The sequence below is a fragment of the Bacillus sp. F9_6S_D1_P_5 genome (assembly GCF_054823925.1).
This window is the reverse complement of the sequence record NZ_JBTREW010000015.1, coordinates 40,087-52,644: the sequence shown is the minus strand read 5'-3', so window position 1 is coordinate 52,644 and position 12,558 is coordinate 40,087. Positions and strand designations below refer to the sequence as shown.

The window sequence follows — 12,558 nt, the reverse complement described above, 5'->3', positions numbered from 1 at the left end:
GTCGAAGTATCGTCGGTATTTATACACTTTTTTTGTAAAAGAAGAAATGTAGTATTGTCTTTATACATAAGTTTATTTACAGTATTACTTGGTTATATGCAAAAGTAATATATATTAGGTGAAAAAAAGACAATGATGGAGTTATCCCATCATTGTCTTTTTTACTTTGCTTTTTGCTTTACTTTTTACTTTGCTTCTTACATAAATCATTCCAGCAAATGTTAATAAGAATGCAGTTCCAATAACGAAGCTGACGCTAGGGGATGCCCCGATTGCTCCAACTGTAAAGGATCCAGCAACAACTCCTAATGAGAAGAAAGCATAAAACAATCCGAATGCTTTTCCGCGTTTATCATCTGTCGTATTTTCAACAAGTAATGCATTTATTGATGGGAAAAGGATAGCGAATCCAATGCCATAAATCATCATAACGATAAAGAGCATACCTTTTGTTGCGAATAATCCAAGTAAAGATAATGCTAATGCCATTACTGCAATACCAATTAACATTAATTTTGAACGATTAAATCGATCGTAAATACGGTTTGTTGGCAGCAAGAAGAAGAGGATAGCAGTAATGCCGAATACACTTAACATCATACCTGTTGTAGATGCTTTAAGGGCTAATGCCTCAACTTTCACTGGTAACATATAAGTGACAATTCCTTGTGAAAACATTAGTGTGAAAGCACCAATATATGCTTGTAATAACGGTTCTGATTTCAATAGTTCAAACATATCCTCTTTGTTCATCATTTGTGTTCTTGAAGTATCTTTTCTTGATACGTTATTTGGTAAGAAGAAGAGAGATACGATTGTACCAAGAACCATTAAAATAGAAATGGTAATGAACACCCACTCTATACCAGCAGTTGCTTTCATAATCCCGCTGAAAGCAGGTCCTACAATTGCTGCTGTTCCAACAGCAGCACCAGATAGAGCCATTGCCTTACCTTGTCTTGCTGCATTTGTTTGTTTTGATAAAAACGTAAAGGCAGCAGGAATTAAAAATCCGTCACTAAAGCCATGCATAAAGCGCACAACTAATAGTTGTTCACCACTTTGAACAACAGTGTATAACAAGACTATGAAACTCGTAAGTCCCATGCTTATATAAAGTATTTTTTTTGCACCAAATTTATCGACAGCAGCGCCAGCAATAATATTACCAATCATATTAGCGAATGAGTACATGCCGACAACTAGCCCAATAATAAGAGGAGATCCTCCAAGACTTTGAGCGAACGTACTCATAATAGGTAATTGTGAAAATGTATCTAGAAACGCTACGATAACAATAAAGTAAATAAAATATTTCAAGCGATATTCACCTCTCCTATGTTATTATGGCATAATGCTAATTTCAACCGCAATGAAATTGAATTAACAGATGTGGAAAAAAGTACAAAGTGACAAAATATTGAACGTTATTTGTTAAAAATTAGTGGAAATGAGATTGTTTTTTTGAAATATATGGATAGAAGTATTATAATAGATTTGTAAACTTCACCAGGTTAAGTATATACATAGAGAGGGATGTATAAAATGAAAGCATTACTTTGGCATAATCAACGTGATGTACGAGTAGAAGAAGTACCAGAACCAACTGTAAAACCAGGAGCAGTTAAGATTAAAGTGAAATGGTGTGGTATCTGCGGGACAGACTTGCATGAATATTTAGCAGGACCTATTTTTATTCCGACAGAAGAGCATCCATTAACACACGTAAAAGCACCGGTTATTTTAGGTCATGAGTTTAGTGGTGAGGTAGTTGAAATCGGTGAAGGCGTTACTTCTCATAAAGTGGGAGATCGCGTCGTTGTAGAACCAATTTATTCTTGTGGTAAATGTGAAGCTTGTAAACATGGACATTACAATGTTTGTGAACAACTTGTTTTCCACGGTCTTGGCGGAGAAGGCGGCGGTTTCTCTGAATATACAGTAGTACCAGAAGATATGGTTCACCATATTCCTGATGAAATGACGTATGAACAAGGTGCACTTGTAGAACCAGCAGCAGTAGCCGTTCATGCAGTACGTCAAAGTAAATTAAAAGAAGGGGAAGCTGTAGCAGTATTTGGTTGTGGTCCAATTGGACTTCTCGTTATTCAAGCAGCTAAAGCAGCGGGCGCAACTCCTGTTATTGCAGTAGAACTTTCTAAAGAACGTCAAGAGTTAGCAAAATTAGCAGGTGCGGATTACGTATTAAATCCAGCTACTCAAGATGTACTAGCAGAAATTCGTAACTTAACAAATGGTTTAGGTGTAAATGTGAGCTTTGAAGTAACAGGTGTTGAAGTAGTACTTCGTCAAGCGATTGAAAGTACAAGCTTTGAAGGACAAACTGTAATTGTGAGTGTATGGGAAAAAGACGCAACAATTACGCCAAACAACCTTGTACTAAAAGAAAAAGAAGTTATCGGTATTCTTGGATACCGTCATATCTTCCCAGCTGTTATTAAATTAATTAGCTCTGGCCAAATTCAAGCAGAGAAATTAATTACGAAAAAAATCACAGTGGATCAAGTTGTTGAAGAAGGATTTGAAGCACTTGTAAAAGATAAAACACAAGTGAAAATTCTTGTTTCACCTAAATAATAGAGAATAGTAAAAAGTAGCCCTCTTCTAAAAATAGAAGAGGGCTACTTTTTTTCTATACTGAAAGGTGATAGACTTTCCTTTAACTACAGGTATTTTGTTTGGAAGGGGAAGTCTAATGCTTTCATTTATGTTGACATTGAAACGGATGTTAAAAGCTTGTTTACGAGCGTGGAAAGATAAAGAATTTCAAGTATTATTCGTATTAACATTTTTAACATTAACGTCTGGTACGATTTTTTATAGTACAGTTGAAGGATTACGTCCTCTTGACGCTTTATATTTTAGTGTGGTCACGTTGACGACTGTCGGTGATGGGAATTTTAGTCCGCAAACTGATTTCGGAAAGATATTTACAATCTTATACATATTTATTGGGATTGGATTAGTGTTTGGATTTATTCATAAGTTGGCAGTGAATGTACAACTGCCAAGTATATTATCGAGTAGAAAAAAAGAGTAAAGCATGTGGATGCTTTACTCTTTTAAAAATATACAACTAATTTTATTAATAAAACTTTCAATTATTAATAGTTATCATAGCTCTAAGATTTTATTTACTATCTGTTGGAGCACTTTGTCTGCTGTATTTCGAAAAAGCTCTGTTGAAAATTCTTTACATCTTTTTCTAATAGTTGATTCAAAAAGATCTCTATCTTCCGCCTTGCTAGCATGAAGAGCTTCAATACTGGCTTCTTTTACATCAGAATCAATTTTAATAGCTTCTATTACTTTATCCAACTCTGAACCAAGTTCTTTCCAGTCATAGTTATCTACTTTATTAGTTTTAAGGTTATTATTATTACCAAAATTCGCCCCATTTATTGAAGAATCTTTAATATCTCGAATTTTTATGGAATTATCTTCATTTCTCTTATTAAAACTATCTTTATTATGAGAGTTCACATTGGCTCCCTCTTGAATAGTAGTATTAATAACATTGTTTTCTCCATTTACCTTGTAATCATTTCCATAAACTATTTTCTGCTCTTCTATCTTCACTATATATTCCATATTTTTATTATTAAAAGAATTTTCTACAATAGATTTAGCCTTTTCTAGAAAGGACTTATCTGAAAAGTAAATTCGATAGTACTGACCTGAATTCATTTGAAAATTCAAATACAAATTATTACTTAAATACGATTTATAAACTGACCAAATATATAGCCCCGATCCAATCCCTCCAATGAACCCAGCCAATGGAATTTGGAACATAAAGAAGCAAGATATTAAAAAGATAACTATCGCAAGATAAGGGATTCTTAATTTCTTTTTACCCGTGTATACAACTGCTATATTACTTAAATGTAAAGTAATATCATTAAACTTCAAAATATTATTCTTAATCATAATCGTCTCAGTGACTATTTCTTTATCGTCTGAAGCAATTAAATTTGAAAAACTCTTCTCCATATTAATTCACTCTCTCCTAAAATAGTACTTCTGTCTCTAATAGTAAAAAACTACTAAAATAAAACTGTGTATATTAATATTAAAATATAAATGGTTTTATTTCAATATCCTAATATACCTTTTTGAATTCTGTATATCTATGCTAAAAATGAAGCAATACTTACTTTTTGATGAAAAATGAATCTTAGGAAAAGTGAACATTCTTCAATATAGAAAAGTGATAGACTTTCCTTTAACTACAGGTATTTTGTTTGGAAGGGGAAGTCGAATGCTTTCATTTATGTTGACATTGAAATGGATGTTAAAAGCTTGTTTACGAGCGTGGAAAGATAAAGAATTTCAAGTATTATTCGTATTAACATTTTTAACATTAACATCCGGTACGATTTTTTATAGTACAGTTGAAGGATTACGTCCTCTTGACGCTTTATATTTTAGTGTGGTCACGTTGACGACTGTCGGTGATGGGAATTTTAGTCCGCAAACTGATTTCGGAAAGATATTTACAATCTTATACATATTTGTTGGGATTGGATTAGTGTTTGGATTTATTCATATGTTGGCAGTTAATGTACAACTGCCAAGTATATTATCGTATAGAAAAAAAGAGTAAAGCATGTGTATGCTTTACTCTTTTTTACATTAGTTTAGACAAGTATTTGCAGTAGCTTAACAATACTTTATTACAATATAATTGCATTCATTCATTATATTCACTATGTATAAAGTTATAATGATATGAACATTTGCATATTTTAATTTAGTGATAGAAATTTCATGAAAGGTGGGATATTCTAGTCATAGGTTAACCGGACGACATCATAGGATCCTAACAAAAAAGTTTACAATAATTCAATTATAAAATGGAGGATTTCAGATGAAAAAGAAAGTACTTGCTTTAGCAGCAGCTATTACATTAGTAGCTCCGTTACAAAGTGTTGCATTTGCTCATGAAAATGATGGGGGAAGTAAAATAAAAATAGTTCATCGCTGGTCTGCTGAAGATAAACATAAAGAAGGCGTAAACTCTCATTTATGGATTGTAAACCGTGCGATTGATATTATGTCTCGCAATACAACACTTGTAAAACAAGATCGAGTTGCACAATTAAATGAATGGCGTACGGAGTTAGAGAACGGTATTTATGCTGCTGACTATGAAAATCCTTATTATGATAATAGCACATTTGCTTCACATTTCTATGATCCAGACAATGGAAAAACATATATTCCATTTGCAAAGCAGGCAAAAGAAACTGGAGCTAAATATTTTAAATTAGCTGGTGAGTCATACAAAAACAAAGATATGAAACAAGCATTCTTCTATTTAGGATTATCCCTTCATTATTTAGGAGATGTAAACCAACCAATGCATGCGGCAAACTTTACAAATCTTTCGTACCCACAAGGATTCCATTCTAAATATGAAAACTTTGTAGATACGATAAAAGATAATTATAAAGTAACGGATGGAAATGGATATTGGAACTGGAAAGGTACAAATCCAGAAGAGTGGATTCATGGGGCTGCAGTAGCAGCGAAACAAGATTACTCTGGAATTGTAAATGATAATACGAAAGATTGGTTCGTAAAAGCGGCTGTATCACAAGAATATGCAGATAAATGGCGCGCTGAAGTTACACCAATGACAGGTAAGCGATTAATGGATGCACAACGTGTCACTGCTGGATACATTCAGCTTTGGTTTGATACGTACGGAGATCGTTAAGTATTTAAAAAAGGTCAAATCTCACAATAGAGTATTTGGCCTTTTTTATCACTATACAATACATGGAGGTATGAATCGTGAAAAGTAAATTGCTAAAAAGTATACTTAGCGTTGGAATTGGTCTAGCGGCTTTATATAGTGGATCCTCGGCTCAAGCGGAAGTGTCTACAAATAAAAACGATACATTAAAAGTGATGACACATAATGTGTACATGCTATCAACAAACTTATATCCGAACTGGGGACAAAGCGAGCGTGCTGATTTAATTGGGGCAGCGGATTATATTAAGAATCAGGATGTAGTTATATTAAATGAAGTGTTTGATAATAGCGCATCAGATCGTTTGTTAGGGAATTTGAAGCAAGAATACCCAAATCAAACAGCGGTATTAGGTCGTAGTAACGGCAATGAATGGGATAAAACGTTAGGTAGCTATTCATCTTCAACTCCTGAAGATGGGGGCGTTGCAATCGTAAGTAAATGGCCGATCGTTGAAAAGATTCAATATGTATTTTCAAAAGGATGCGGACCAGATAATTTATCAAATAAAGGGTTTGTATACACGAAAATTAAGAAAAATGATCGTTTCGTTCATGTGATTGGGACACACTTGCAGGCTGAAGATAGTATGTGCGGAAAAACTTCACCTGCATCTGTACGAACAAATCAGTTAAAAGAAATTCAAGATTTTATAAAAAATAAGAATATACCAAATGATGAGTACGTCTTATTTGGTGGCGATATGAACGTGAATAAAATAAATGCAGAGAACAATAGTGATTCAGAGTACGCATCCATGTTCAAAACATTGCACGCTTCTATTCCATCTTATACGGGACATACAGCGACTTGGGATGCGACGACAAACAGTATTGCGAAATATAATTTCCCTGATAGTCCTGCCGAGTATTTAGATTATATTATTGTAAGTAACGACCATGCGAATCCGTCATTTATAGAGAATAAAGTATTACAACCGAAATCTCCACAGTGGACTGTTACATCATGGCTCACAAAATATACGTATGATGATTATTCTGATCATTATCCAGTAGCCGCAACTATTTCTATGAAGTAGTCCTAAAAAAGTTTCTTCTTAAATAGGAAGAAACTTTTTTATTTTGTAGAGGAAATTTCAACTTTCTTTCCAATATGTATAAGACATATAGAGAAGAGGAGAGAAAAATGTGGATCGAGGAATTTTTAAAGAAGTTCCATTACCGTGTGCATTTTTGGATGAAGTGGCTTTAGATAGAAATATTCAATCGATTATAGAATTAAGTGGAAATAAGAAGATTCGTATAGCGAGTAAATCGTTACGTTCTGTTCCGGTTATGCAAAAGATTTTATCTGCAAATGATCGATTTCAAGGTATTATGTGTTTTTCACCTAGGGAAGTTTTGTTTTTAATTGAACAAGGATTCAATGATTTATTGCTCGGATATCCTGCTTATGATGAAAGAGCGTTACATGAAATAAGTTTACTAACAAAGCAAGGGCTCATTATAACTTGTATGGTGGATTGTGAAGACCACATTGTTTATTTAGAAAAAATTGCAGAGAAGTCTAAAGGGTGTTTTCGTGTTTGTTTGGATATTGATATGAGTAGTCGTTTTGCAAAATTTCATTTTGGGGTCAAAAGATCACCGGTAAAAGATGTGCAGGGTGCTTTGAAAATAGTAAAAAGATTGAAGGAATCATCATTTTTAATACTAGATGGCGTAATGGGATATGAAGCTCAAATTGCTGGGGTAGGAGATCACATACCGAATCAACGAGTGAAAAGTAAAGTGATCTCATATTTAAAGAAAAAATCGGTGTTAAAAATTAAAGAAAGAAGAGGACATATCGTAAAAGAAATACAAAACTTAGGTATTGAACTAAGGTTTGTAAACGGGGGAGGCACAGGAAGTATAAAAACAACTGAGCAAGATAATTCAGTTTCAGAGATTACAATAGGCTCTGCTTTTTATGCCCCGAAGCTGTTTGATTATTATAAAGAGGTGCAATTTCATCCAGCTGCTGGATTTGCTTTATCGGTTGTGCGTAAACCCGCCCCGTTTATTTACACTTGTCTTGGTGGGGGATATATTGCCTCAGGTGCAATTGGGAAAGATAAAGAACCTGAGGTTTGGAGGCCAAATGGTGCCAAACTATTAGCTTTAGAAGGTGCTGGCGAAGTGCAAACACCGATTTTTTATAACGGTGAGGAACGAGTAGAGATAGGAGATTCTATCTTGTTTCGCCATAGTAAAGCTGGAGAGTTATGTGAGCGGTTTCCGTTTTTATATCGTGTGAAAGAGGGAGAAATTGTTGGGGAGTATGCAACATATCGGGGGGATGGCCAATGCTTTCTATAAAGGGACAGAAATGGAGAAATTGGACAGGGAATGTAGAAGGAACGCCGCACTATACGATGTATCCAGAAAGTATACAAGATGTAGTAGAAGTTGTAGAACTTGCACGGAAAGAAGGGAAGAAAATTCGTGTTGTCGGTTCTGGACACTCGTTTACACCTCTTGTGCAAACGGAAGAAATTTTAATTTCTTTAGACGAATTGAAAGGTATTGTGAATATTGATGCAGAGAAGATGGTTGCCGAAGTATGGGCAGGAACAAAGTTACATGATTTAGGGAAGTTACTTGCAGAAAAAGGTTATGCGCAAGAAAATTTAGGGGATATTGATTCACAATCTATTGCAGGAGCGATTAGTACAGGGACTCATGGGACGGGTATTACCTTTGGGAGTTTATCAACACAAGTTATAGAGATTACGGCAGTTTTATCTACAGGTGAGAGTATAGTTTGTTCGGAAACTGAGAATATGGAATATTGGAGAGCCTTTCAGTTATCACTTGGAATGTTAGGTATCATTGTAAAAATAAAATTGAAGGTTATTCCAGCCTATTCACTCGTTTATAAAAGTGAAAAACAGTCATTATCTACTGTAATGAACAAGCTAGAAGAATATAAAAAAAATCGGCATTTTGAATTTTTCGTTTTTCCTTATTCAGATGAAGTACAAGTGAAATTTACAAATGAAACAACGGATAAAAAAAGTGATTTGAAATGGCATAAACTAAAGGTAGAGTTGCTTGAAAATAAGATGTTCTCTTTGTTATCTAAAGGATGTAAATGGTTTCCTTCTATAAGTAAAGGAGTAAGTCGATTATCAGCTAAAGCTGTACCGAATACAAAAATAATTGGTCCGAGTTATGAAGTATTTGCTACATCTCGCGCGGTTCCATTTTATGAAATGGAGTATAGTGTTCCTTCAAAATATATGCGGATCGTTGTAGAAGAAATATCAAATCTTATTGAAAAGAAAAAGTATAAAGTGCACTTCCCAATTGAATGCCGTTATGTGAAAAGTGATGATATATGGCTCAGTCCAGCGTACGGAAGAGATTCAGCGTACATTGCTGTTCATATGTATAAAGGTATGAAGTATGCAGCTTATTTTGGTGAGGTGGAGAAAATTTTTCTAAAGTATGAAGGACGCCCGCATTGGGGAAAAATGCATACGTTAACGTACGAAAAATTACAAAATATATATCCGGAAATGCATTCGTTTCTAAAGGTGAGAAAGTTACTAGATGAAGCAGAAGTGTTTTCAAATCCTTATACAGAAAAATTATTTACGATTATGAAAAAAAGCTGACAAAGTATTACTTGTCAGCCTTTTTTAGTATGATCGCATTTCTTGTTTGACTAATGCGCTCGTAAAATAGTAACTTATCACGACTAAATACATGTAATAAAACATGAATAATAAATAGACCGTTAATGCCAATTTGGAATAATAGTATAACTAGTAATACTAAAGGCTCTGTATGATTTAAGATAGAGCTACTAGAAAGAATATAATTGATTCCGCCTAAAATGAAATAGAATATACCGTAACGAATGAATAATTCTTTTAGTGTAATACGCTCTGCTTGGCCTTTAATGTAAATTCGAAGCAATGCTTTTCCTATTGTTCTTCCATTTGTAAAGTATGGAATGATAATAAAGTAAATGAAGACTGAACATGTAATGAAAAGGAGTTCGTATACATTTGTATAAGATTGGATGTTAGCAATCAATAGTGAATTTCCTTTGTTTTTAATGAAAGGTACAACGATAGATAGGAAAATCCAATCAATTTGCATAGCGATGAGACGACGAATAAATCCAACTGGTTTCGTTTCTAAATCAATATGAATATCTAATTCGCTTGTTTTTGGAAGGAAGTACGTAAATATTGGTGCAATGATAAAACCAATTACGCCGCCTAGTGTGTTTAAAAACAAATCGTCAATATCAAATAAGCGATAGGCACAATTATAAATACCATATAATCCAGTTACTTGTGTTAATTCAAAGAACAGTGAAAGGCAAAAAGAAATGCACACTGTTTGTAAGAAGCTACGTCGGAAATAATAACGTAAGTACATACCAAATGGAACGGTTAGTAGAACGTTAAAAGCAACTTGTAAAAACGCAGATTCCTTTAATAAATAGAAGTACGTAGCTGGCTGCGTTAAAATTGCCGATGTATGATTACGAATCTCCTGTATGAAATAAAATGGCGAGAGTTGCATATGTTGTGTGTTAGCCGGTTGTAGGCTACATGTATCATATGTTTGTGGCAAAGGTAAGATAACAAGAAAATAGGCATTTAATACATAGAGTAATAGTGAATATAAAATAAATGAACGCCACTTATTCAAATAACCGTATTTGCGATAATTAAATATTAAAAAAGGGATTAATAGAAACATCGCTAAAATAGGGAATAAAATAAATGCTGTTTTTATTGGAAATAAATATGCAGTCAAAATGAAGCTCCTTTCAATGAAAATTCGTTTATCATTATAACGTTAAAAGAACCGTAAAACAAAATTAAAATATTTCGAAATAGAAAAAATTACAAATTTCTACGAAATTAAGTTATACTAAATTTAATATAAGGATATTATGATTATTATAAGTTGAGAGAGGGTACAAGATATGCGATATGAGCTTTTTTCAGTAAGTGGAGATCATATTATAACTTTTGAAAGTGCATGGCGTTTTCAGGAGGGAGAACAGATTTTTGTTCATGATGATCAAACAAAACGAAATTTTATTATTATCCGCCTAACGCATGATGTATTTCAACAAAATAAACATGTTATTCGTTTGTATTGTCAAGAAAAGAAAGTATACGCATAAAAGGGCCCCTCTTACTGCACAAAAAAGTAAGAGGGGTTTTATCATTATAAAGGTATAAAAAAAGCGAGTCTTCCTAGTTTAATAGAATGACGCGCTTTTCGCTTTGTAAGTTTCATTTTATAAGAAAATAAGAGTAAGTACACCTACGATAATACAATAGAAAGAGAAATATTTTAAATTTCCTTTTGCCATAATGTTCATAAACCATTTTAACGAAATATACGTCATGATAAATGTCGCGATAAATGCAACGATATATGGTACGAATAATGTGTCTAGATTTGGATCTTTTGCAATGTCTGTAATACTTAGTAATAAACCACCTAAGCTAACAGGGATGTATAGTAAGAATGAGAAACGAAGAGCTGTTTCTTGCTTCATACCAAGTAACATAGCTGCTACGATTGTTGCACCTGATCGGCTTATTCCAGGAATTAATGCGCAAGCTTGTGCTAATCCGACAATGATTGCATCTTTCATAGAAAGATCACCATCATTTTTACGTCCACGCAAGTTTCTAATAATCCAAAGGCCAACAGCGGTAATAAGAAGGGAAATCCCAACCATTTTCACACCTTTTAAGTACTGGTCGATGTAATCTTTAAATAAAACACCAATAACACCTGCTGGAATGGTCGCAATAACAAGGTAAATAATAAAGAAGAAATCTGATTTTGCGTCTTCTGCTCTTGTAAATATATAAGATAGACCATTCTTAGTTAGACGAATTAAATCATTTCTATAAATAAGTAATACAGCTAATAATGAAGCTGAATTAACAAGTAGTTCGAAGCTAAACCCTTCTATTTTTAGTCCTAGCAAGTGCTGTGCTAAAACGAGGTGACCACTTGAAGAAATTGGAATGGGTTCTGTTAGCCCTTGGAACAGACCAAGAATTAAATATTTTAAAATGTAGTGAAATTGTTCCATAATAACCTCCTTGTTTAATAGTCGAAAGAAACAACTTGTCCATTATAACAAAGATACAGATGAATATTGAGAAGAAATAAATATTCAAAATATAATAAAAATCCCTTATAACGGTATAAGGGATTTTTATTATTAATGAGAAACTACTGTTTCTTCAAGGCTGTTCGTTAATTGAACATCGACTTTCTCTGCATCATGAATGTGATTCATAATAGTAGTATTTAACTTTTGGAACATTTGTTGTGTATTAGCAAATTCTCGTAATATATCATCATTACAAGATTTTTGGTTTTCGATAGCTTTAATAACATTTGTAGCACCGCTTTGTAGCGTTTGAATCATAATTAAAATGTTTTCAATTCTAGCGTTTGTATCGGCACTCATTTCTACACCTTCATCGACTAAATGCAAATTATCTTTTGTGTTATCGTATGCTTTTTCAATTTCTTCTTGAATTTTTTTCGTTAAGTTACCGATGTTTTTTGTACTTTCGGCTGTACTTTCCGCTAGTTTTCTTACTTCATTGGCAACGACAGCGAATCCTTTACCGTGCTCTCCAGCACGCGCAGCTTCAATACTCGCATTTAAAGCAAGTAAATTTGTTTGTGCTGCAATGTTTTGAATGACTTCTACAATTTGCTCGATTTCTTTTGAGCGTTCACTTAAGTGATTCATACTATTAGACGTG

At 33.6% G+C, this 12,558-nt stretch carries 12 protein-coding genes and 1 pseudogene; 8 read left to right on the top strand and 5 right to left on the bottom strand.

The window, feature by feature from the left end:
* Positions 1-141: 141 nt before the first annotated feature.
* Positions 142-1,320, bottom strand: a complete 1,179-nt coding sequence (locus ACUXEY_RS18685; protein ID WP_000873242.1) for an MFS transporter — start codon at positions 1,318-1,320, stop codon at positions 142-144.
* Between the two features lie 225 nt (positions 1,321-1,545).
* On the opposite strand from ACUXEY_RS18685, the gene bdhA reads away from it, so the two are divergent.
* Together bdhA and ACUXEY_RS18675 are read left to right on the top strand one after the other, a co-directional pair.
* Positions 1,546-2,598: a (R,R)-butanediol dehydrogenase gene (gene bdhA, locus ACUXEY_RS18680; RefSeq protein WP_033691573.1), complete on the top strand. Its 1,053-nt coding sequence runs from the start codon at positions 1,546-1,548 to the stop codon at positions 2,596-2,598.
* A 118-nt stretch (positions 2,599-2,716) separates the two neighbouring features.
* Complete coding sequence (locus ACUXEY_RS18675) at positions 2,717-3,061, top strand: potassium channel family protein (protein ID WP_029437480.1); 345 nt, start codon at positions 2,717-2,719, stop codon at positions 3,059-3,061.
* Positions 3,062-3,135: 74 nt separating this feature from the next.
* Here ACUXEY_RS18675 and ACUXEY_RS18670 read toward each other — a convergent pair whose 3' ends face one another.
* Positions 3,136-4,014, bottom strand: a complete 879-nt coding sequence (locus ACUXEY_RS18670; RefSeq protein WP_461301302.1) for a hypothetical protein — start codon at positions 4,012-4,014, stop codon at positions 3,136-3,138.
* 268 nt (positions 4,015-4,282) lie between these two features.
* Here ACUXEY_RS18670 and ACUXEY_RS18665 point away from each other — a divergent pair, with 268 nt between their 5' ends.
* From ACUXEY_RS18665 to ACUXEY_RS18645, 5 genes are all read left to right on the top strand, one after another.
* Complete coding sequence (locus ACUXEY_RS18665; RefSeq protein WP_461301301.1) at positions 4,283-4,627, top strand: potassium channel family protein; 345 nt, start codon at positions 4,283-4,285, stop codon at positions 4,625-4,627.
* Positions 4,628-4,891: 264 nt separating this feature from the next.
* A complete protein-coding gene (gene cerA, locus ACUXEY_RS18660) occupies positions 4,892-5,743 on the top strand; it encodes a phospholipase CerA (RefSeq protein WP_000731009.1) in 852 nt (283 codons plus the stop codon).
* Positions 5,744-5,820: 77 nt separating this feature from the next.
* Positions 5,821-6,822: a sphingomyelinase C gene (gene sph / locus ACUXEY_RS18655; RefSeq protein WP_461301300.1), complete on the top strand. Its 1,002-nt coding sequence runs from the start codon at positions 5,821-5,823 to the stop codon at positions 6,820-6,822.
* 109 nt (positions 6,823-6,931) lie between these two features.
* Entirely contained in the window at positions 6,932-8,104 is a 1,173-nt protein-coding gene (locus ACUXEY_RS18650; protein WP_166705253.1) for an amino acid deaminase/aldolase, read from the top strand.
* A complete protein-coding gene (locus tag ACUXEY_RS18645) occupies positions 8,092-9,405 on the top strand; it encodes a D-arabinono-1,4-lactone oxidase (RefSeq protein ID WP_461301299.1) in 1,314 nt (437 codons plus the stop codon). Before ACUXEY_RS18650 ends, ACUXEY_RS18645 begins: the two co-directional genes overlap by 13 nt.
* Positions 9,406-9,412: 7 nt before the next feature.
* On the opposite strand, the gene ACUXEY_RS18640 is transcribed toward ACUXEY_RS18645, so the two are convergent.
* Positions 9,413-10,564, bottom strand: a complete 1,152-nt coding sequence (locus ACUXEY_RS18640; RefSeq protein ID WP_461301298.1) for a VanZ family protein — start codon at positions 10,562-10,564, stop codon at positions 9,413-9,415.
* Positions 10,565-10,736: 172 nt separating this feature from the next.
* On the opposite strand from ACUXEY_RS18640, the gene ACUXEY_RS18635 reads away from it, so the two are divergent.
* Positions 10,737-10,940, top strand: a complete 204-nt coding sequence (locus ACUXEY_RS18635; RefSeq protein ID WP_097917684.1) for a hypothetical protein — start codon at positions 10,737-10,739, stop codon at positions 10,938-10,940.
* A gap of 117 nt (positions 10,941-11,057) precedes the next feature.
* Here the strand turns inward: ACUXEY_RS18635 and ACUXEY_RS18630 are convergent, their stop codons facing one another.
* Both ACUXEY_RS18630 and ACUXEY_RS18625 read right to left on the bottom strand, forming a co-directional pair.
* The gene (locus ACUXEY_RS18630; RefSeq protein WP_044791332.1) at positions 11,058-11,870 is read right to left on the bottom strand and encodes an undecaprenyl-diphosphate phosphatase; all 813 of its coding nucleotides are present in this window, start codon (positions 11,868-11,870) and stop codon (positions 11,058-11,060) included.
* Between the two features lie 132 nt (positions 11,871-12,002).
* Positions 12,003-12,521, bottom strand: a pseudogene (locus tag ACUXEY_RS18625) (methyl-accepting chemotaxis protein); the annotation flags it as partial.
* Positions 12,522-12,558: the final 37 nt, after the last annotated feature.

Excerpts from the sequence above, each read along its gene's own strand:
- cerA (WP_000731009.1), top strand. The coding sequence starts at position 4,892 with ATGAAAAAGAAAGTACTTGCTTTAGCAGCAGCTATTACATTAGTAGCT.
- ACUXEY_RS18675 (WP_029437480.1), top strand. The coding sequence starts at position 2,717 with ATGCTTTCATTTATGTTGACATTGAAACGGATGTTAAAAGCTTGTTTA.
- ACUXEY_RS18670 (WP_461301302.1), bottom strand. The coding sequence starts at position 4,014 with ATGGAGAAGAGTTTTTCAAATTTAATTGCTTCAGACGATAAAGAAATA.
- ACUXEY_RS18635 (WP_097917684.1), top strand. The coding sequence starts at position 10,737 with ATGCGATATGAGCTTTTTTCAGTAAGTGGAGATCATATTATAACTTTT.
- ACUXEY_RS18665 (WP_461301301.1), top strand. The coding sequence starts at position 4,283 with ATGCTTTCATTTATGTTGACATTGAAATGGATGTTAAAAGCTTGTTTA.
- ACUXEY_RS18630 (WP_044791332.1), bottom strand. The coding sequence starts at position 11,870 with ATGGAACAATTTCACTACATTTTAAAATATTTAATTCTTGGTCTGTTC.
- bdhA (WP_033691573.1), top strand. The coding sequence starts at position 1,546 with ATGAAAGCATTACTTTGGCATAATCAACGTGATGTACGAGTAGAAGAA.
- ACUXEY_RS18645 (WP_461301299.1), top strand. The coding sequence starts at position 8,092 with ATGCTTTCTATAAAGGGACAGAAATGGAGAAATTGGACAGGGAATGTA.